The 19,624-nt window shown below is 53.6% G+C and carries 18 protein-coding genes; 7 read left to right on the forward strand and 11 right to left on the reverse strand.

Translation table 11 applies throughout. The features are described from left to right. Nucleotides 1-29: 29 nt before the first annotated feature. On the reverse strand, nucleotides 30-194 hold the full coding sequence (locus KRAC_RS72000) for a hypothetical protein (protein ID WP_157507455.1): 165 nt from the start codon (nucleotides 192-194) through the stop codon (nucleotides 30-32). A 135-nt stretch (nucleotides 195-329) separates the two neighbouring features. Continuing rightward, nucleotides 330-917, reverse strand: a complete 588-nt coding sequence (locus KRAC_RS63120; RefSeq protein ID WP_007915527.1) for a TetR/AcrR family transcriptional regulator — start codon at nucleotides 915-917, stop codon at nucleotides 330-332. 171 nt (nucleotides 918-1,088) lie between these two features. Between KRAC_RS63120 and KRAC_RS34830 the strand changes: the two genes are divergently transcribed. After that, the gene (locus tag KRAC_RS34830; RefSeq protein ID WP_007915528.1) at nucleotides 1,089-2,048 is read left to right on the forward strand and encodes an LLM class flavin-dependent oxidoreductase; all 960 of its coding nucleotides are present in this window, start codon (nucleotides 1,089-1,091) and stop codon (nucleotides 2,046-2,048) included. Between the two features lie 33 nt (nucleotides 2,049-2,081). On the opposite strand, the gene KRAC_RS66845 is transcribed toward KRAC_RS34830, so the two are convergent. From KRAC_RS66845 to KRAC_RS34845, 4 genes are all read right to left on the reverse strand, one after another. Then, nucleotides 2,082-2,399 carry a hypothetical protein gene (locus tag KRAC_RS66845; RefSeq protein WP_007915529.1) on the reverse strand — a complete coding sequence of 106 codons (318 nt, stop codon included), beginning with the start codon at nucleotides 2,397-2,399 and terminating at the stop codon, nucleotides 2,082-2,084. After that, a complete protein-coding gene (locus KRAC_RS34835) occupies nucleotides 2,399-2,782 on the reverse strand; it encodes a hypothetical protein (RefSeq protein ID WP_007915530.1) in 384 nt (127 codons plus the stop codon). The genes KRAC_RS66845 and KRAC_RS34835 overlap by 1 nt, the downstream gene beginning before the upstream one ends. Nucleotides 2,783-2,920: 138 nt before the next feature. After that, nucleotides 2,921-4,153: an RNA-guided endonuclease InsQ/TnpB family protein gene (locus tag KRAC_RS34840; protein WP_007915531.1), complete on the reverse strand. Its 1,233-nt coding sequence runs from the start codon at nucleotides 4,151-4,153 to the stop codon at nucleotides 2,921-2,923. Between the two features lie 201 nt (nucleotides 4,154-4,354). Further along, complete coding sequence (locus tag KRAC_RS34845; protein WP_157507457.1) at nucleotides 4,355-5,257, reverse strand: LysR family transcriptional regulator; 903 nt, start codon at nucleotides 5,255-5,257, stop codon at nucleotides 4,355-4,357. Between the two features lie 118 nt (nucleotides 5,258-5,375). Here KRAC_RS34845 and KRAC_RS34850 point away from each other — a divergent pair, with 118 nt between their 5' ends. Both KRAC_RS34850 and KRAC_RS34855 read left to right on the forward strand, forming a co-directional pair. Then, entirely contained in the window at nucleotides 5,376-6,035 is a 660-nt protein-coding gene (locus tag KRAC_RS34850) for a nitroreductase family protein (RefSeq protein ID WP_007915541.1), read from the forward strand. Nucleotides 6,036-6,265: 230 nt separating this feature from the next. Beyond that, nucleotides 6,266-6,922 carry an HAD family hydrolase gene (locus KRAC_RS34855; RefSeq protein WP_007915543.1) on the forward strand — a complete coding sequence of 219 codons (657 nt, stop codon included), beginning with the start codon at nucleotides 6,266-6,268 and terminating at the stop codon, nucleotides 6,920-6,922. A 14-nt stretch (nucleotides 6,923-6,936) separates the two neighbouring features. Here KRAC_RS34855 and KRAC_RS34860 read toward each other — a convergent pair whose 3' ends face one another. After that, complete coding sequence (locus tag KRAC_RS34860) at nucleotides 6,937-7,869, reverse strand: PhzF family phenazine biosynthesis protein (protein ID WP_007915544.1); 933 nt, start codon at nucleotides 7,867-7,869, stop codon at nucleotides 6,937-6,939. 20 nt (nucleotides 7,870-7,889) lie between these two features. Next, complete coding sequence (locus KRAC_RS72005; protein ID WP_157507459.1) at nucleotides 7,890-8,087, reverse strand: hypothetical protein; 198 nt, start codon at nucleotides 8,085-8,087, stop codon at nucleotides 7,890-7,892. A 171-nt stretch (nucleotides 8,088-8,258) separates the two neighbouring features. On the opposite strand from KRAC_RS72005, the gene KRAC_RS63125 reads away from it, so the two are divergent. Together KRAC_RS63125 and KRAC_RS34870 are read left to right on the forward strand one after the other, a co-directional pair. Then, a complete protein-coding gene (locus KRAC_RS63125; protein ID WP_007915545.1) occupies nucleotides 8,259-9,920 on the forward strand; it encodes a GGDEF domain-containing protein in 1,662 nt (553 codons plus the stop codon). Between the two features lie 299 nt (nucleotides 9,921-10,219). After that, nucleotides 10,220-11,425 (forward strand): exo-alpha-sialidase, encoded by a 1,206-nt coding sequence (locus tag KRAC_RS34870; RefSeq protein WP_040445553.1) that lies wholly within the window; start codon nucleotides 10,220-10,222, stop codon nucleotides 11,423-11,425. 101 nt (nucleotides 11,426-11,526) lie between these two features. On the opposite strand, the gene KRAC_RS34875 is transcribed toward KRAC_RS34870, so the two are convergent. Then, the gene (locus tag KRAC_RS34875; protein WP_007915547.1) at nucleotides 11,527-12,990 is read right to left on the reverse strand and encodes a catalase; all 1,464 of its coding nucleotides are present in this window, start codon (nucleotides 12,988-12,990) and stop codon (nucleotides 11,527-11,529) included. Nucleotides 12,991-13,263: 273 nt separating this feature from the next. Between KRAC_RS34875 and KRAC_RS34880 the strand changes: the two genes are divergently transcribed. Then, on the forward strand, nucleotides 13,264-13,758 hold the full coding sequence (locus KRAC_RS34880; protein ID WP_007915548.1) for a MarR family winged helix-turn-helix transcriptional regulator: 495 nt from the start codon (nucleotides 13,264-13,266) through the stop codon (nucleotides 13,756-13,758). A gap of 727 nt (nucleotides 13,759-14,485) precedes the next feature. Further along, entirely contained in the window at nucleotides 14,486-17,818 is a 3,333-nt protein-coding gene (locus KRAC_RS34885) for a GH92 family glycosyl hydrolase (RefSeq protein WP_007915549.1), read from the forward strand. A 121-nt stretch (nucleotides 17,819-17,939) separates the two neighbouring features. Here the strand turns inward: KRAC_RS34885 and KRAC_RS34890 are convergent, their stop codons facing one another. Both KRAC_RS34890 and KRAC_RS34895 read right to left on the reverse strand, forming a co-directional pair. Then, complete coding sequence (locus KRAC_RS34890) at nucleotides 17,940-18,755, reverse strand: IS5 family transposase (protein ID WP_007915552.1); 816 nt, start codon at nucleotides 18,753-18,755, stop codon at nucleotides 17,940-17,942. A gap of 218 nt (nucleotides 18,756-18,973) precedes the next feature. Then, the gene (locus KRAC_RS34895) at nucleotides 18,974-19,594 is read right to left on the reverse strand and encodes a hypothetical protein (RefSeq protein WP_007915554.1); all 621 of its coding nucleotides are present in this window, start codon (nucleotides 19,592-19,594) and stop codon (nucleotides 18,974-18,976) included. Nucleotides 19,595-19,624: the final 30 nt, after the last annotated feature.

Below are 19,624 nucleotides of genomic sequence, written 5' to 3' on the forward strand. Positions count from 1 at the left end.
GGCCGCCCGCTACTTGCGTACGCGGCTACTTATTGATGGCCAGGACGTGGAATGTCTGGCTTTCTACGAGTACGTCGATTAAGTACTAGCCATGCCCGCTCGCTCGTTAAAAGACTGTCGATACTCTGCTCACTTAATTTGGTTGGCTGTGCTGGTGGTAGTGCCACGGTCTCCTCGTAGGGTTGTGATAACACGTGTCTCTCCTTGATTCATATATTTTTAGAACCGTCCGCCAGATGGCGTACACTACTCTATCGCGAGCACGAGGCAAAACCTGACATACTTTTGCGCCCTATTCTAAACGAACGAGTTGGCAAACTGGCGGAAGCCTACGGTTTGAGGGAAGGGCCGGCGATGGCACTGCTGAGCTGGCTCATCCACCTGGCGAGCTGCTCGGGTGGACAGGATTGTTCTTGCTCTAACCACCAGGTGGTCGCGCCGATTCCTGCATAGGCGATACAAATGAGCCTTAGATCGATTGGAGGTGCGTCGGGCTCTGGCTGTGCAGGTATCTGAGTGGAAAAAGAGCGAAAGCGCTTTTCCGTATTTTGTCGAAAGCGTTGCATGAAGTAAGGGTCTCCTTTCGCGCTGAGCATCACACGATAGAAGTCAGCGTATTGTTGAATATGCTTGAGCAGATTAAGGGGGCTAGGGGAGGTCGCTTCTTGTTTCTCTGCTAGAAAGGCCTGGTCTTCGGTCAGCTCATATATCTCGTTCATATATTGTTCAAGTAAGTCATATTTGTCCAGATAATGGCGGTAAAACGTCGAGCGGTTGATCATGGCTCGTTTCGTAATATCTCGCACTGTGAGTGTAGCAAATCCTTTCTCTACCGTCAGTTCGATGAAGGCCTGTTGGAGCAGTTTGCGGGTACGGAGGACGCGTAAATCCTCTGTTGTTTCTGACTTTTGCGTCACTTTTCTCTCCTTTGTCGCATATACAACATTCTATGTTTCTTTGCTGATTGACGCATCATTGTATCTCCTGGTAGGCTTTTTATGCAACAGTATGTTGTATAAGCAATGCTTCAATGCCTCAATGCTTAGCTTTAGAGAAATTTTTGAAGGAAGTACAGAAGGAAAGTCTAAATGGAAGAGAAAACTGAGGTTCGTTCTCTGCGGGAACGTGTTGGGTTGTCGGTCGTTCCTGCTGATCCGGCAACGCTTGTCGCAACGCTAGTTGAGATTGAGAGGGTGGGAGTTGACCATATCTGGATTGGTGGTCCGCCCTGGAATCCAGATCTGCTTACGACACTGGCGGCGGCGGCAATGCGCACGACGCATCTCAAATTAGGAACTGCTATTGTGCAGGTCTTTTCACGCCATCCTGTATTGTTGGCTCAGCAGGCTTTAAGTCTAAACGCCCTGGCTCCAGGTAGGCTGCGGCTAGGTCTTGGAACAAGTTCGCCAGAGTTTGCGAAGAGCGTGTACGGCATAGAAATGGAGCGGCCTCTCTCCTACCTGCGAGAATATACTCAGGTGTTGCGTTCGCTACTCTATCAAGGCGAGGCGCATTATCAGGGGCGCTACTTTACGACTGATGCCTCATTGCATGCTTCAGCGCAGCTTCCCTTGCTTATCGCAACGCTTGGACAAGGAGCATTTCGCCTCGCTGGCGAGGTTGCGGATGGTGCTCTCTCTGTTATGTGCCCGCTTCCATACTTGCTTAATACGGCCCTTCCAGCCATGAGAGCAGGGGCGGACGCAGCTGGGCGACCCCGGCCGCCGGTTGTTGCTCATGTGCAGGTAGCCTTTACAAATGATCGTGCCACCGCTTTGCAGATAGGGCGTCAGGCTATGAGCATTTACCATACGCGCTCAGCTTATCGTAATATGTTCGTTGCGGCAGGTTTCTCGCAACAAGAGATCGATACGGTCTCGGATAGTTTCATTGAAAGTCTGTTGGTCTTTGGCGATGAAAGTAAAATACGAGATCGCCTGCTGGAACTACTTGAGATAGGAATTGATGAGTTGACTCTTGGTCTTGTTCCGGTCTCCGACGCGAATCAAGAAGAAATCCGACTGGCACGGCTCATTGGCCAATTGTGAGTGTAAAGCTTTGGCGCTGATCAGGGAAGGGAGTCACATAATTCTAGCCGTCTTCTGCGCAGGAAGAATGCAACGAGAGGAACAGAGACAGAAAGAGAGTGAGCGTCCGTCAGGGAGGCGAGGAGAAGCTTGATTGACCCGTTCGCACAGGAGAGCCAAATCACAATTGAGCGCCCGGTCGTTGAACGGACGAAGCTCTACCTGGACTGTAGTGGCATCGCATGTGATGGTTCCCGGAAGTTGGAAGAACGGAAGCAAACGTCGCCAGATTGCGTGAGCATAAGAGGACGGAAAATACTGGTCACGGGTCCACATCGCGAGATTTGTCAGCGCGACTTTACAGACCGTCATCACCTGGTCCTTCCGATGATCCAGTTCATACTGGAGAGGCGTTGCTGGAGATGCATTCGTTGCCTGGCCACCTCCGAATTCTCCACCGCAACCTTGGCGAAACCATGGTTGGTGTCCAATCCGAGAGGAAGTAAGTAGTCTTTGATCACATTTTCTTGTGCTGGCCATCGGTGAATGTAGGTCTGAGCCAGTTCGATCGCATCAATGGTCGGTACAGTCGTGACAATCGGGATCAGTTTGGCCGTCGTCTCTTTGGCAGGAGCAGCCGTGGCTTGCCACCCCTCTTGCCACCATGCCCGTTCAGGCTGTAGCAGGTCTGCGTCCCAGCGCTCCTGTGAGGTTACGGGAGCTTGTATAGGAGGGTTTGAGTTGTGTTGTTGCATGGTTCATACGCTCGGCGAGCGGTATCGTGACTCTCCGACGATATACAGTCAGTACCCTACGGCGAAAGCCGAGGGCTTGGAGTTGTGTCTGAACTCCACCGCAATTCAGCATACCTTTTCAGGCGTGCGGCTTTGGCTTCATCGTCCGACACAGAAGGCGCGTACTGACAAGAGGCCCGTTCCTCTCCAGTCTTGCCGGATAAGAAGCGTTCGCATCGCAATGTTTCTTGCACCAACCAGATCGGCATGGAGCGTGTACTGACAATTCTGACAGACGAAGAGCAGGCCCTTGTGAGGTCTATTCTCTTTGCAGGTGTGCCCACATTTGGGGCACGCTTGCGAGGTAGAGTTGGCATCGACCTTGATCGCCATACTTCGATGCAAGAGCGCTTTATAGGCAATCATGCTATGCAACTCAGCGAAGGACCATTTGGAGAAGGTACGATTGGCTTTTCGCTGTTTTGCATTTTTGCCTTTGCGTCGTTTGGTACGCTCTCGAATGTCTGTCAGATGCTCCAGTCCAATCAAGCTTTGAGGGGGCTGTTGGACAATCCGCTTACTCACGACATGATTGGTATTCTGCTTCAACCGTCTCTCTCGTCCACTGATGGCAACAAGCCTTCTTGTCGCTGAACGAGTGCCTTTCTTTTGCAGACGTTTTCTCAGTCGTGCGTAGTGGTTTGCCTTGGGGACAATCTGTTTGCCTGAATGGAAGGTGCAATCCCCTTGCATCATCGCCGTGACGGCAAGGTATCGCATCCCCACATCCACGCCGGCGACTTGCTTGTGTGTTTCAGGTGTAGGATCAGCCGTCTCAATTGCAAGAGAGACAAGGAGGTAAAATTGTTTCTTGGGCTTGTCATACCAGAGTTTCGATGCACCAATCTCCGCTCCACGCTGGATCAATGCCACATGCTTATTGTAGCCAGTATAGGGCACGATAACACGTCCCTCAAGGGTCAGGATGCTCACCTGCTGCTCTTTCTTGAAGGTGTAGTCTTTCTTGTACTGATAGGTCAACGTGGGGGAGATGAACGTGGGAGCCTTATCAAGCCCTTTGTAGCGTTTCTTGGTCTTACCTTCCTTACGATGAACAGCATTGTTCTTGACCTTTGTCCAGAGGGTTTTATACGAGGCACCAACTTGGCGAGGAACAGAACAGGCCATTTGCGAAGGCAGATGAAAACGGAGGCGGATCTCTTCGTAGGTGGCATCTTGCAAACGAACAGCATTGCTCATCTTGCCATGCGCAAAGGCGTACTGGCTCACATAGTTGAGAGAATCCCGATACGCCAGTTGCGTTGTACGTAATGCCTTGAATTGCTCGGGCGTTGTATTCAATTTGAGTTTCGCTGTTAATACCGTTTGCATACGCTAAATTATACCATAGTTTTCATCTGACTGTCAACAATACATGAGCAGATGAGAGAATGTCTACGGCGTATTCCACCCAAGCCACCGACAAAGGAACGCCGCATTCCTCCCCATGCCTGAAAGGGCAGGGGCATCCTGCGGCGTTTTGGGTGAACTGTTCCGAACTCTTTTCCCTTGCGGAACTGTTGGAAGGCGAACTCAACGAGCGCGAGGAAGTAGCGACGCCTGCTCTTGCGCCCAGGTCAACGCTGTTTGCACAAACAACTTTGCGCCTGGGGATGCCATTGCCTGCGATCTGACAGCAAGCCCAATTGGCAATGGTTGTGGTGGATCAAGCGGAAGAGCGATCACTCCCTCAAGTTTTTTCGGGAGCATCATGCGTGGCATGAGCGTGATCCCAAGTCCCTCACGGACCATCGCAAGGATGGTTGCACTATCACTAGCTTGATAGCGAACCTGTGGTCTAGCTCTGCTCGGCTCAAAGCCAGCCATCTCCATGAGTTGAGATGCACAGCCAGCTTTTGCCATGATCAGCCCTTCTTCACGCAATTCTCTAGGAGTCACGGCGGTCTTCGCATGGAAACCGTGCCCAGGCGGAACAAGCACACACAATTCGTCTGTCGTAATCAGCGTACTCTCAATCCTACATGCTGAGTGGAACACGAACCCGACATCAATGATGCTGCTCTCAATCCACTCACTCACTTCTTGCATCGTGCCTTCAAAGAGCACCACCTCCATGTCAGGATACGAGGTTCGAAAACGCGTCAGCACACTGGCAAGCACATCAGGGCAGAGGGAGAGAACCGTGCCCAGCCGAAGTTTTCCTGAGGTCTGGCCATGGGCAGCCTTTGCCTCTTGTTCGATGGCCTCAGCTTGTACCAGGAGCGCACGCACGTGGGGAATGATCGAGTGCCCGATGGTGGTGAGCGCCACCACGCCTTTGCGGTTGCGCTCAAGGAGGGTGACGCCTAATTCGCTTTCGAGAGCAGCCAGGGCATGACTCACCGTCGATTGTGTCAGATCAAGCGTATAGGCGGCTTCGGTAAAGCTTCCGGTTTCGACGAGAGCGACAAAACACTGAAGTTGTGAGAAGTTCATATGGTTATCTTTCATAAGCTTATGGTTAATATGATTTGCGTTCATTGTAGCAAAGCAAGTATACTCCTGGCAATCGACGATACCGAACAGATGATAAACAGGAGAAAGGAAGAACAGTATGCCCATCCTCGATCTTTCCATTGATGAATTACTTACCACAACCCGTGCAGTACGCAAGCGCCTGGACTTCACACGCCCAGTAGAACCGGAGGTCATTCGGGAATGCCTATCTCTTGCTGTGCAGGCTCCGACCCCTGGCAGTATGCAGAACTGGCATTTTCTTGTCGTCACTGACTCCGCTCAACGAGCAGCATTAGCTGCAATCTACCGCAAAAGCACACAGGCTCCAGGGGGACAGGAGGATATGTTGAAACACATGATAGCCGCCGCAGCCTCTGAGGAGGAGGTGGCAGACCTGACCCGAATGTTTGCCCCCACGCGGTATTTGACCGAACACCTGCACGAGGTTCCTATCCACGTCATCCCCTGCATCGAGGGCCGCGCCGAGAATCTCTCTGGAGCTTCGCAGGCCGGTCACTGGGGTGGGATCTGGCCTGCGACCTGGAGTTTCATGCTCGCCGCACGCTCACGTGGTCTGGGCACAGTCCTAACCACTCTTCATCTCGACTTTGAGCGGGAGGCAGCGGATGTGCTGAGCATCCCCTATGATCAAGTGATGCAAGTAGGGCTCATCCCTGTTGCTTATACGCTGGGAACCACATTCAAGCCCGCTGTTCGCAAACCATTGGAAAACGTTTTGCACTGGGACCGGTGGTAAACAGAGGCTTGAGCGGTGTGGGGGTAAGGGGAGTCCCGGTCCTGTTCGCAAGCGGATAAACGATCAGGGAGTCACGCTATTCTAAAAAAGCCTGGTGCAAATCAGATGCGCAGGTTTTTTAGAATAGCGTGACTCCCTGCTGATGCTCAGAGCAACCAGGTATACTTGACTGAAGAAATAAGTCTTCTTTCAAGTATGAATGCGATAGTGACACAGAGGAAGCTAGAAATATGCATTCTCAAGATGGTGAAATTATAAGCTTTGATGCATCGGCAGGTACGCCGAATAGTATCCGCGCCATTCTATGTGATGTTGGTGGTGTGCTCATCCATAAGCGGCGGTCGCCAGATTTGCAGCGGTGGGAGCCAAGATTTGAGGGTTCGTCGTTAGGTTTGCCGCTCGCCATCTGGTTGTGTGAGGCGAGCCAGCGGGCCATGGTGGGGCAGGCGAGCGTCGAGGATGTCTGGCGTGAGATTCAGCAGACCTATGGACTGACAGATGCGGAACTGAGCGCCTTCAGCAACGATTTTGTTGCAGGCGATTATGTCGATGAGGCATTTGTGCAGTTTCTACAGCAGGTACGCCAGACCAGGAAGATCGCGCTCCTGAGTAATGCGTGGCCCGACGCCCGCCACAGCTTTGGCAACACCTTTGGCCTTGCGAAGGTCGCCGATATGATGATTCTCTCCTGCGAGGAGGGGCTGGTGAAGCCTGATCCACGGCTGTATGCCCTGGCGGCTGAGCGGCTTCAACTGCCCTATGCATCCATCGTATTTATCGACGATTACCCCCCGCATGTTGCGGCCGCGCAAGCTTGTGGCATGCACGGCGTTGTCTTCGAGACACGCAAGCAGGCGATTGCCGATTTGCAAGCGTTGTTGCTCTGATACATGTAAACATGTTAGCGTGACAGGCGCAGAATGCCTTCGTAGACTGGGACGGCACTGCCGCCAAAGTCCACGGATAGAGAGTCGTCCTGGCGCTGGACATGGACGTGCAGGAAGCTCTGGCGGCCCATCTGCGTTCCCTGTTCAACTACCAGCGCTGCCACATTCTGGCAGGGGATTAAGCCATGCTGGGCGAGGTAGGCGCCGAGGGGACCCGCCGCGCTCCCGGTGGCGGAGTCTTCGACGATGCTGTTTTGATAGGGCTTGAGCATACGCGCGAAGGCATGGAAACGCCCCTGCTCGTCGGCCTGTGGCTCAAGGGCGAAGATGTATAACTTGGGCGAGGAGACGCCCGCGAAGCTTGTACGTAGCTGCGCCATATTGACCTCGACCTGTTCCACCAGGGAACGGCTGCGCAGGGGAACGTAGACGAAGGCGTTCCCGGTCGAGATGAGTTGGATGGGAGCCTCTGCCAGGAGATCTGTGGCGCGTAGACCCAGGGCCTCCGCGATAGCCTCGCGGTTCTCAAAGGGGGCTTGAAAGGTCAGGGGAGGGAGCGTGGTCCAGAGAAATTCGGGGGCAGACGGCTCGCCCGAGAGGCGGACGGTAATAGGTCCAACGCCCTCTTCCAGTACGATATGCTGTGTGTTCGCTGGAAGAAGATTATTGGTAGCGAGTACAAAAGCAGTGCCGAGCGTGGGATGACCAGCAAAGGGAATCTCGCCAGTGGGCGTAAATATTCTGACCCGGGCATGCGAGTCAGGCTGAGATGGCGGGAAGAGAAAGGTTGTCTCAGAAAAGTTCATCTCACGCGTAATGGCAAGCATCTCTTGCTCGGTAAGACCTGTGCCATCCAGAAACACGGCTAGCTGGTTGCCGCCAAAGATGTGATCAGCAAAGACATCTACCACACGGAAGTGGTAGGAACACGAATTTTTATTATGCATATATTTACCCCATATTGGTATTACTCGTCAGGTGTGAGATTTTCTGGGTTTGTGGCAAAGACGGCTGTGTAGCCGCAGTCGAGGCAGGTGATAGTGCTTACCTCAGACGTTCTGAGTCTGCCCTTGAACCAGTTACTCCTGCGCTCGGGTTGCTTAATGCGAATGTAGGGTGGGTTAAGCCATTGGTCATCCCCGGCTATTTCAGCTGTTGTTGGCACACGCCTTCCGCCACATTCAGGACAGGGCTTAAGGTTTTTCAATATAGTATGCATTCCTCCTTATACTACAGATATAGTACGTTGCCTTTGGCTCGATATCAAACGTGAATAAGACATAAGAGTTATTGCTTCTAGTGGTCAGTCCGTTTAGCTTTTAGGGGGAATATGTTGATGCGGGTTCCAACAAACTCTCATGTAGGAAGTGAGACACCTGTTCCTACTCCATACATCTCCTGGCGTTTGTTTGGTGGGCTCCTCCTGGGAAGCCTTGTCCTGGGGGCTTTCTCTTTTCTCAGACCGTTCAGACTGACGTTTGGTGCCCCACTCCTTGACGCCTTAAGCGTCTTGTACGCGCTGTTCCTGGCGCTCATGTGTTTTCGCGGCTCATGGGGGCTGCTGAGCATGTCCGGTCCCCCTGGCGCTGGCACGCGGACCGGATGGCATTTCATCCCGGTTCTGTTGGGCATGACTACGTTGTGGGCTGCTCTTGCACTCCTTGGCTGGGTGTCCGAGACCATGTGGACCCAGCGGGCACCGACCTACTCTTTCCTGTATCATGTGCTTGAACTTGGAGTGTATCCGTTCTTCATTGCGGCGGTTCTGCTTTTGCCCTCGCAAAACCTCTCCCGGCTCTCGCGCTTGCGTATCTTGCTTGATAGCTTGATCATCCTGGCGACGGTAGTGACCCTCTATTGCTATGTGATCATGGTTCCCATGCTTTTCGAGCCCAGGCTAACACTCCTGGAAAAGACCTTGGGGATTCTCTTCGTCATCGCCAACCTGGTGTCGCTCTTTTGCTTGCTGTTCGTCGCCTTCCAAACGGTCCATGTGGGTATCCGACAGGTCATCGCTCTGCTCACGCTGGCAATGGTCATTTTCTTGGTTGGTAAGGTGGTGGTCTATCACTATCTGCAATCAGCAGAGGCGAGCCTCACGATCGGACCAAACCCTGGCCTGCTTGGAAGTCTCACCCTGATCGCTGCGGCAGCCCAAACGATGCGGCGTGTGCTGAGCCAGGATGCGCCTTTGGAACGTGGTCCTGCGGTGTTGTTAGAGGAAACGGAGGTCTTTGGCCGGCGGAAAACCTGGCTGGTGTCTCTCCTGGTGCTGATCTTTGCGCTGCTGCTGGTGTCTCTCGCGATCCAGCCTGCCAATGCGTACACCCCCGCGAGGTTACAGGTCACTGAGTTTGGGGGTACCAGTATTCTGATTGTGCTGATCCTGCGTCAGGTGCTAGCGACGCACGAATTGAATAACTTGAAGCGAGATCTCCAAGAGAAGAATGCGCAGTTAGATACGTTGGCGGCTTCTGATCCCCTGACCGGTGTGTCCAATCATCGGACGTTAGTGACCAGACTTGATGAGGAAGTGGCGCGTGCCAAGGCCCAGCAGGCGCCGTGCTCCGTCCTGTTCATGGATATCGACCACTTTAAAGCTATCAACGACCAGTATGGGCACTCAACGGGAGATCTGGTGCTGTGCCAGGTGGCCAGGCGAGTAGCCTCAATCTTGCGCTCGGAAGATTGTTTGGGACGGTGGGGAGGTGAGGAATTCCTAGCGGTTTTGCCAGGGCAAGATCTGTGTTCGGCGTACGAGGTGGCTGAGATGATTCGGATGCAGGTTTTACAGCAGGTGGTTGCCTCTGAGAAAAATCTGCGTGTGACCTGTTCGCTGGGGATTGCGACCTATCCTCAGACGGCGGCTTCGCGCGATGGCCTGATCAACGCAGCCGATCAGGCCATGTACGAGGCCAAGCGTCTCGGACGCAATCAAACGTGTCTGGCGAAGTTGAAAAAGGACACGAACGTTGCGTCAGATACCGGAGAAGGATAAAACGGAACAGGTTTCCTACTTCCTACACGAGAGTTTGTTGGAACCCGCACCAGCATACTCCCTTCCTATAAAGCTAAACGGACTGACCAATAGTGTTGTAGGGTCCAAGCTAGCTTGGACTTTCCCTATTTTTGGGGCATGTCACATTTTGCGTGCTGGAGCGATAATATGTTATGGAGTAATAGCAAAAGAAACTTAAAGGTTGTTGTATGCAAAATAATAAATTGAATGCAGGTATTTGTTTAGGCTTATTGGCTTGTCTTATTTTAATGGCGGGGTGTGGGGTGAATGGAAGCCCTATGGGGAGTATCTTACCTGATAATAGTGGTGGTTCTAAGACGGGGATCTGGAATAATATACGCATGTTTCCCGATGGCGGAGGTTGGGCGTTGACCTATCGGGCCTTGCTCCATACAAGTGATGGTGGGAGACACTGGCATAGTGCGACGCCATGGGATTCATCTATAGGGGCGATAGGAGTAATTCCGTATTTTGTGAATAGCCATGTCGCCTGGTTTATTGTGCCGGGGAATACAATCTATGTGCAGTATGGGAAGTCGAATGAGTCACAGCTCGCTCGCAGCTATCGCACCACCGATGGTGGCGCGACCTGGCAGAGTGGGAAAATTCCCGGCACGGTCAGTACCTACTCCGATGCCAAATCGGGAGCAGGAGCGGTTGGAGAGGCTGTAAAGCACCTGGTCGCACAGGGAGAGACGCGCCACTATATTAACATTAATTCGCTTATGGCCCTGGATGCCCAGAGTGCCTGGATCTCGGTTGGCCAGACCTATATCCACACAGGAGGTGGCCAGGAGGACATTCATCCAGAGTCTAATCGTATTTTGCACAGTACCGATGGCGGGAGAAACTGGAACCTGCTGGTGGAGGATAAGCCAGATGCGCAGAACCGCGTGGCGGGTACGCATATCTATTTTGTAAATAGCATACTGGGCATCCAGAGCGGCAAGACGCCTCTGGGCATTGAGATTAGCCACGATGGCGGCAAGAGCTGGCACGAAGAGGAACTGCCACTGCCGAAGCTGAAGGTTTTTTCTCTGCCTACAACCAATCAGGAAGAGTCGGTTTTCTTTAATGAGCGTGACGGTATTATTCCGGTCTACATGCTGGTTGGTAGGAGCTATAAGCTCTTCTACTACACGACCCATGATGGTGCACAGAGCTGGCAGGTTGGTACGCTCTCTAATGATCTGGCAGACCAGCCGCAGGTTACCTATCTTGATTCGCAACATTGGATGATCTTACAGAAAGCGGTTATCCTCAAGACTAATGATGACGGAGTGCAATGGACGTCAGCCGTGCCACAGCTTCCAGGCAAAGCCGTTATAAATTCTAACTTTATCTTGGCTAATGAAGGCTGGGCCATTGTGAGCAATGTAGATCATTTTGACGCCAATACGAGTGGGCTGGATAGCAGTACGAGCCTGTTGCAGACAAAGGATGGTGGCAAGACCTGGCAAATAATGTCATACCAGGTGGCGTAGCCCATATAGAAAAGGGACGCGCGAGAGCGAGCTCTCGCGCGTCCCTTTTCTATATGGGTTGCTCTTATCTCAGGGACGTAGCTGGAGGCTAGGCTGAGAAACTAGGCGGTCACTTCCAGGCCCAGGCCGGCGGCGACGCGCTGGCCGTACTCGGGATCGGCGCGGAAGAAATGCTTCAACTGACGCTCGACGATCTCCTTGCTCTTGACGTTGCGCATATGACCGACCAGGTTATTGACCAGGTGGGTCTTCTCTTCCTCGCTCATCAAGCGATAGAGCGCGCCCGGCTGCGCGAAGTCATCATCCTTCAGCTCATAGGCGAGGCGCTCAGCGTTGCCGCTGAAGGCATCCTGATGGTCGCCGCGATAGAACTCGGGGGCTGCATTAGGACCATCGAAGCTGTTCGGCTGATAGTTGGGGGTCGCGCCACCATTGCCATCGAAGCGCATGGCGCCGTCGCGGCGATAGTTGTTGATCTCAACCTGGGGACGGTTAATGGGCAGGTGCGCGTAGTTGGTGCCGACGCGATAGCGATGGGCATCTGGATAGGCGAAGATGCGGCCCTGGAGCATCTTGTCAGGCGAGAAGCCGATGCCGGGAACGATGTTCGTCGGCGCGAAGGCGGCCTGCTCGACCTCGGCGAAGTAGTTCTCCGGGTTGCGGTTCAGCACCAGGCGACCAATCGGGATCAGGGGATAATCGCTATGCAGCCAGACCTTGGTCACATCGAAGGGATCGAAGCGGTACTTCGCCGCCTCTTCCACGGGCATGATCTGTACAGAGCAGGTCCAGGCGGCCTCTTTCCCGTTCTCGATATGCTCGAAGAGGTCCAGGGTCGCGAAATCAGGATTGGCGCCCGCCATGTGCGTGGCCTCGGCGTCGGTCCAGTTCTCGATGCCAGCCTCAGTCTTGAAGTGGTACTTGACCCAGACCGCTTTGCCCTCGGCATTGATCCACTTGAAGGTGTGCGAGCCAAAGCCATCCATATGGCGGTAGGTCTTGGGTGTGCCACGGCTGGAGAAGAGGATCGTGACCTGATGCAGCGCCTCCGGTGTCAGCGAGATAAAGTCCCAGAAGGCGTCAGGATCCTTGGCGTTGGTCTGTGGATTGCGCTTCTGTGTGTGAATAAAGTCAGGGAATTTGATGGCGTCGCGCAGGAAGAAGACGGGCGTATTGTTACCAACGAGATCGTAGTTGCCCTCTTCCGTGTAGAACTTAATGGCGAAGCCGCGTGGATCGCGGGCGCTATCCGCTGAGCCCTTCTCACCACCAACTGTGGAGAAGCGCACAAAGGCAGGCGTTTGCTTGCCAACGGTATTGAGGAAAGCGGCCTTTGTATACTGGCTAACGTCGTGCGTGACCTCGAAATAACCATGCGCGCCAGCGCCCTTAGCGTGGACAATGCGCTCAGGAATACGCTCGCGGTTGAAGTGCGCCAGCTTCTCAACGAGATGAAAATCTTCCAACAGCGTGGGGCCAGGATAGCCCACGGTCAGTGAATTCGTATTATCTGGAGCGGGGATACCGAAATCAGTCGTAAGAAAACGCTTATCTTGTTCCGTCATGTCTCTGCGGACACCTTTCCAAACTGGTCATGTGTGGAACATGACCAACTAAGCTTATTAGCTGTGCCGGAGGGTCCGGCCTGCTAGCCATGAAAAAGCAATCGTGAATGCCGCTTCACAGCGACTAGTTTCGCTCACACGATTGAATCGCATACTATTGAAATGTATGCTATGATAATAGCACGGTAGTATATTTTTGTCAATTTAATTGTGTGCAATGAAACGTAGTAATGTGGTGCAACGCTGCTCCCAGTCTTTATTCAAGAGGTTCTAATGACTTTATCGACATCGCCCGAGGAAGCTTTAAAGCTCGATAATCAGCTTTGTTTTGCCCTTTATGCCGCGACACGCGCCATGATGAGCACCTATCGTGGTCTGCTTGAGCAACTGGGTTTGACCTTTCCCCAGTACCTGGTCATGCTGGTGCTCTGGGAGGTAGGCCAGAGTACGGTCAAAGATCTGGGGCAGACGCTCTACCTGGATTCTGGTACGCTCTCGCCACTCCTTAAGCGCTTGGAGGCGGCTGGCCTCATCCATCGCACGCGCAGTGCACGCGATGAGCGCGCCGTCGAGATCAGTCTGACCGAGGCTGGACAGGCTCTCAAAGAGCAAGCCTTCCCCGTGCCAGGCCAGTTCAACTGTCGCGTCGCCCTGGAGGCCAGCGAATTCGCCCACCTGCGCGGACAACTCCGCGATCTGGCCGAAACCCTCGCGCTCAACAACGAACTCTCCAGCACTCAAAGCTGTACCCCGGAACAAATCGGATAAAATGCAGGTCCATGCAAGATATTACGTAGAACCGCTCCAAAAGCTGGTTCCTACCGGCTTGGGAAGCCATCCCGCGTGATGGTTTCTTCTCTTTGGGCAACGTGTCCGGACAACATTTCCCAGCAAAATCATTTATGGCGCGGCGATGTATCTTCTGGCGTGACCAGGCTATCCCAGATGCGTGAATGTCTCCCCAAATTCGTGCAAAAGAGGCAAAAAGGGTGTGTTGACCAGGGAGCATTGATGTGTTAAGGAGGGATTGGAGAGCCTGGATGATGAATCGACGCGCCGTAAACCCCCATTCGGGGGCATGCGTGGCGTCTATGGGGTGGAAGCGCAAAAACGTGAATCACACCCGATCATGGAGCGCCTCTTGACAGCAGGAGAATTGTTGGCTATAGTTTAAGTGAGAAACCGGTTTCAACAGTATAAACGTGAATTTTGTTCGTTCAATGCAAGGATGCAGGGATACGAATATGCAAAGAATGCTCAACACTTCCGCTTTTACCTCCCGCAAACTCCCCTGCTCATTGCAGCCACCACGCACCCTTACCCGGCCAGTCGTGCCGGGGTGAGAAGTCACTTCCTCATTCTTTTCCATGCCTTTTTATAGTGTAGAACAACTAGACCACATGATGTTAGCCTAAGCGTTCGACAAAAGTTGAAAATGGAATTTCAATTTTGTCATGCTGAGCCTGGTCTCGGGTGACAAGGAAAGAGGGATCTGATGTTACGTCGCTTTGTTCTCCCCTGTGGGATTATTCTGAGTCTCCTGGTTGCGCAAAGTTTGATGCTATTTAAAGCGCCAGTTGCTCATGCTCATGCCCTGGCGACCCAGAATCTCGTGCAGTATGTGAACCCTTTTATAGGTACCGCGAGTAGTAATGCCCCTAATCCGGTGCCAGGTGGTAGTGGTGGCAGTACCTATCCTGGCGCGGTCGTCCCCTTCGGCATGGTTCAGTTCAGTCCCGATACTCCCAATGGCTCACCCTCTGGCTATGCCTATAACGATACCACCATTCAAGAGTTTAGCGTGACGCATTTCGATGGCGCTGGCTGTTCCAATAATGATGACCTTCCCATCCTTCCCATTACCGGCTCTCTTGGCGCATCGCCAGGCACCAACTGGACTGGCTATAGCTCTACCTATACCAAAAGCAATGAGAGTACATCCCCTGGCTACTACAAAAACAAGCTGGATAAATACAATACCCAGGTCGAATTGACCGCGACGACACGTACCGGCATGGCCCGCTTCACCTATCCTAGCACGAGCCAGGCGACGGTTTTGCTCAATACCAGCCGTAGTGCTACGGGCAGTCGTAGTGGTTCCGTGCAGATCAGCGGCAACAGCGTGACTGGTAGTGTGACCGCTGGCGGTTTTTGTGGATCGAGCAAGACCTATAAAATCTATTTCGCGATCCAGTTTGATCAGACTCCCACGGGCGTGGGCACCTGGTCGGGAGGAACCATCTCCGCCGGTTCTACAAGCACAAGCGGTACCAATACGGGCGGCTATCTGACCTTCAATACAAGCGGAAACGCTGTCGTGCAGATGAAGGTCGCTCTCTCCTATGTGAGCATTGCGAATGCTCAGCAAAATCTTGCCAGCGAGAATGCTGGCTGGGATTTCTCTGGCGTCCAGAGCAATGCGAGCAATACCTGGAATGCCATGCTCAATCGTGTGCAGGTGAGTGGGAACTCAACAACTGACCTGACTGAGTTCTATACCGCGCTGTATCATACGGTTCAGAGTCCGAACGTCGCCAGTGATGTGAACGGTCAGTACCAGGGCTTTGATGGCGCGGTGCATACGGCGAGCGGTATGACGGTCTACCAGAACTATTCAGGATGGGACATCTATCGCTCGTGGACCGCGCTGGTCTCCATGATCGCTCCCAACGAGATGACGGATATCGTGAAGTCGATGGTGCTTGACGGCCAGCAGGGGGGTGAACTACCGAAGTGGTCTCAGGAGACGAACGAAGATTTCATCATGACGGGCGATCCCGGACCCATTATTGTGTCGAGCGCATACGCCTTTGGCGTGCGTAATTTCGATACGGCAGGCGCTTTTGCCTTGATGGACAAGGTGGGCAGTGATGTCAATGCGACCACGCAGGGAAGTCCGATTCGCGGGAATCTCGGCTCCTATCTCAGTCAACACTATATAGCTGGCGATGCCTCGGACTCTCTGGAGTACTCGGCCTCGGATTTTGCCATCGCCCAATTCGCGAAGGCGCTGGGCAATACTAATGCCTACAACACCTATATAAGCCATGCCCAGTGGTGGGAGAATGTCTTCAATCCAACCACCAGCTATATTACGCCCCGCAATAGTAATGGTACCTGGGCGGTGCCTCTCGACCCGGCGAGCGGCTCCGGTTTTACGGAAGGGAATGCGGCCCAATACACCTGGAATGTGACCTACAACGCGCAGAGCCTGATTAATTTGATGGGCGGTAATGCAACGGTGATCCAGCGATTGAATCATCTCTTCACCCAGGTGAATGCGGGTCTCAGCCAGCCTTATTACTACATTGGCAATGAGCCTGAATTCGCCACGCCCTGGTTCTACAATTTTGCTGGCTATCCCGCGGGGACTCAGACAGCGGTTCGTAGTGTGATGACGGGAGCCTTTACCTCTTCGGCCGGAGGCCTGCCTGGAAATGATGACCTGGGCGCGACCTCGGCCTGGTATGTCTGGGCTGCCCTGGGCCTCTATCCAGCCACCCCTGGCGCGGATACCTTAGTCCTGCATGGACCTCTCTTTAGCTCCGAGACCATCCAGCTAGCAGGCAGTAAAGTGCTGCAAATCAATGGCTCTGGCGCTGGTGATAGCGCCCCCTATGTGCAGAGCTTGAATGTGAATGGCGTTGCAAGCGACCAGACATGGCTGCACTACAGCGATATTGCCAATGGCGCAACCCTTAATTTCACCATGGGGAATAGCGCCTCGAATTGGGGTACCAGTGGGACGCCTCCGCCCTCCTTTAACGATGGCTTTACTCCGCCACCTGTGCCCCCGGCCCTGGGGGCGAACCTGGCCCTCAACAAAACCACGACCGGTTCGACTGCCTGTGCCAGCAGCGAAGGGGCAGCCAATGCCGTCGATGGTGCCTTGAAGGGCAACAGTAAATGGTGTTCGGGCGTGACTCCCTCTTCGCTCGTGGTCGATCTCGGTTCGGCTCAGACGGTCGGCTCTTTTGTACTCAAAAACGCTGGCCTGGGCGGAGAGGTCACGTCATGGAACACCAATGCCTACACGATCCAGTTGAGTACCGATAACAGTAACTGGACCACGGTAGTCAATGTCAGTGGCAATCAAGCCAGTCGCGTGTACAACACCATCGCGCCACGCACCGCCCGCTATGTGAAGCTGAACGTTACTAAGCCAACCAGCACTACTGATACCGCGACCCGGCTTTACGAGCTAGAAGTCTATAGTGCGGGGGCGGGCGCGCCCTCATTTTCAACGGGCTTCGAAAGCGGCGATCCGCAGTTGACCTGGACAAATACCGTTGACACTGGCAGCTATCCCCATGGCGGGAGCAGCAACGTGACGGGCATCTGCTGTAACCTGACGGGACCCGAGACGGATATACGCAGTGGCGAAACCCAGCATACGGGAAATGTGGCCCTGATGTATTCCGGCTTCACCCAGGGCGCTTCTAGCGAGTACGCATATATGAAGCTCTTTGATGTCAGCTCGCGCAATATCGCTGTAAACTCGGGCACCACGCTCACATACTGGATCTATCCGCAGAGCACAGCGACTAGCAACCTGGTGAGTGGCAGTAATAGTACCTGCGTGGCGCTAGACCTGATCTTCAGTGACGGAACGAACCTTCGTGATTCCGGCAGCGTCGACCAGAATGGGAATCGCAGCCATCCCGCCTATCAATGCAACCACTTGACGCTAGATACATGGAACCAGGTGACCGTCAACCTGGGATCGCTTGCCACGGGCAGAACGATCACCAGTATTAACCTTGGCTACGACCAGCCCAACAGTAGCGGGGGCTACCGTGGCTACGTCGATGACATCGTAATCCAGTAGCAGTGTTAAACAGCGTTGTATGGTCCATACATGCCTGGACCATACAACGCAATTTCTATTCGTGGAGGGAGACCAGAATGCGAAAACGACCATGGTTATTTGCGTTTTTCATGTTAAGAGCTTATCCGAAAACCTCTACTTTGGCAAAGATCAATTGAGCACAGGCAAGGTGAAGGAAGGCGAGGTAATTCTCCCCTTTTTTCTCCCAACGCACCAGGAGCCGACGCGAGCGATTGATCCACGAATGGGTACGTTCCACTACCCAGCGTCGCGCGCGATGACCAGGGGTAAGGACTTTCTCCTGCTTCTCCTCGCCACGGCTGCGAATATGTGGGACGTAGTGGCGGGTCTCAACCTCTTGACGTGCTGGCGCTCCCACGTAGCCCGCATCCAGACAGAGGTGCTGCGGCTGCTCCTCGGCCGGCTCCGGACGTGCGATGACGATGCCATCCAAGGTAGCACAGAGCAGTTTTACATCATGGCGATTCGCTCCGTCGATCACGATGGCCAGGGGAATTCCTGCGCCGTCCGTCAGCAAACTACGTTTAACTCCTCGTTTGCCGCGATCGGTGGGATTGGCTCCGGTTGCGGCTTTTCCGAAAGGAGCCTTCGTCATTGCTCCATCCACGGCTTGCCATTCCCACTGGATGCCTTCCAGTTCATCATACATACACAATCCTGCTTGCCACAACGCCATGAAGAAGCCAGCTTGTTCCCATTCCTGAAAGCGATCGTGCACCGTCGAACTCGCGCCCAGCTCTCTGGGCAACGCATTCCACTGGATACCGGTGCGCAGGATATAAATGATCGCTTCAAAAGCTCGTCGATCATCCATCCTGGGACGTCCCCCTTTTGCATGTGACGGTGTGGCAGGCAGCAACGGTTTGACGCCCTCCCAGAATGCATCACTGACCTTCCAGGGATATGTTCGTGCCATGCGGATTATTCCTCCTCGGATTGCGGTAGTAACTGGACACATTTCAACATCGAGACTCTCAATGGCTTTGGAGAGGAAGACCCTGCAAAACTGGGCACTGACTTGCTACTTCACTTGATTTTGCAGGGTTTACCTCTCCAAGTGTTCTTCGGCAAGGAACAAGAGACAGACGCCGTGCGAGCAAAGCCTTTTGATTCTGGTTCGCTCAATTTGATGAACTACTGGCCAGTAAACGCGTGCATCACGTACCAATTCAACGTACCCTGATCCCAACCTCTGAACACCTGCATCCTTTGATCCTCGTCTGCCTGCGTCAATTTCCCCTGGGTCACCAGTGTGTGACAGGCTGTTTGCAGTGCATTCAGTTCAAGCGTGCGCAACTGGTCGGTTGAAATGCCCAGTTGCGCCGCCAGGTTAGCCATGGGCGCCCCCGGATCTGGGGCGGCATTCTTGCTGGTAGAAGCCGGCGTAGCCGTGCTGGTAGCACCTGCTGCCTGCAATTGCGCGCTTATCTGGGCTTCGCTGAGGTGCAGGCCCTGGGCAACCTGTGTCCTGATGGTTTGCCAATAGATCGCTGGATCATTCCAGCCAGGAGGAACCGCGTTGCCATTGTCATTGCCTTTCGTCGGTACGTTTGTTCCTGGCGCGCTCGAACTGGGGGGTGACGTGTGTTGTGCAAGAGCCTGCCAGGTCACAATGGCCATCACACAGACAATGATTACGCCTCCCAGACGGAGCAGCAGAGCGGCAGGCCCGCGCCGGGATCGTCGCTGTGGCCTATTCTGGAGGAGATTGGTTGGTTCAGGCGAAGTGCTCCGTTGTGTATCTTCATCAGACATGCTTGTTATCCTTTCTTTCCATTTCTTCTC

It is taken from the genome of Ktedonobacter racemifer DSM 44963, assembly GCF_000178855.1.
Lineage (GTDB): Bacteria > Chloroflexota > Ktedonobacteria > Ktedonobacterales > Ktedonobacteraceae > Ktedonobacter > Ktedonobacter racemifer.

What these genes read in the sequence shown, in the direction of transcription:
- KRAC_RS34845 (WP_157507457.1), bottom strand. Translation starts at nt 5,257, where the DNA reads ATGAACTTCTCACAACTTCAGTGTTTTGTCGCTCTCGTCGAAACCGGA.
- KRAC_RS34875 (WP_007915547.1), bottom strand. Translation starts at nt 12,990, where the DNA reads ATGACGGAACAAGATAAGCGTTTTCTTACGACTGATTTCGGTATCCCC.
- KRAC_RS34860 (WP_007915544.1), bottom strand. Translation starts at nt 7,869, where the DNA reads ATGCATAATAAAAATTCGTGTTCCTACCACTTCCGTGTGGTAGATGTC.
- KRAC_RS66845 (WP_007915529.1), bottom strand. Translation starts at nt 2,399, where the DNA reads ATGACGGTCTGTAAAGTCGCGCTGACAAATCTCGCGATGTGGACCCGT.
- KRAC_RS34840 (WP_007915531.1), bottom strand. Translation starts at nt 4,153, where the DNA reads ATGCAAACGGTATTAACAGCGAAACTCAAATTGAATACAACGCCCGAG.
- KRAC_RS34850 (WP_007915541.1), top strand. Translation starts at nt 5,376, where the DNA reads ATGCCCATCCTCGATCTTTCCATTGATGAATTACTTACCACAACCCGT.
- KRAC_RS34880 (WP_007915548.1), top strand. Translation starts at nt 13,264, where the DNA reads ATGACTTTATCGACATCGCCCGAGGAAGCTTTAAAGCTCGATAATCAG.
- KRAC_RS34870 (WP_040445553.1), top strand. Translation starts at nt 10,220, where the DNA reads ATGGGGAGTATCTTACCTGATAATAGTGGTGGTTCTAAGACGGGGATC.
- KRAC_RS34885 (WP_007915549.1), top strand. Translation starts at nt 14,486, where the DNA reads ATGTTACGTCGCTTTGTTCTCCCCTGTGGGATTATTCTGAGTCTCCTG.
- KRAC_RS34855 (WP_007915543.1), top strand. Translation starts at nt 6,266, where the DNA reads ATGCATTCTCAAGATGGTGAAATTATAAGCTTTGATGCATCGGCAGGT.
- KRAC_RS34895 (WP_007915554.1), bottom strand. Translation starts at nt 19,594, where the DNA reads ATGTCTGATGAAGATACACAACGGAGCACTTCGCCTGAACCAACCAAT.
- KRAC_RS63125 (WP_007915545.1), top strand. Translation starts at nt 8,259, where the DNA reads ATGCGGGTTCCAACAAACTCTCATGTAGGAAGTGAGACACCTGTTCCT.
- KRAC_RS34835 (WP_007915530.1), bottom strand. Translation starts at nt 2,782, where the DNA reads ATGCAACAACACAACTCAAACCCTCCTATACAAGCTCCCGTAACCTCA.
- KRAC_RS34830 (WP_007915528.1), top strand. Translation starts at nt 1,089, where the DNA reads ATGGAAGAGAAAACTGAGGTTCGTTCTCTGCGGGAACGTGTTGGGTTG.
- KRAC_RS34890 (WP_007915552.1), bottom strand. Translation starts at nt 18,755, where the DNA reads ATGGCACGAACATATCCCTGGAAGGTCAGTGATGCATTCTGGGAGGGC.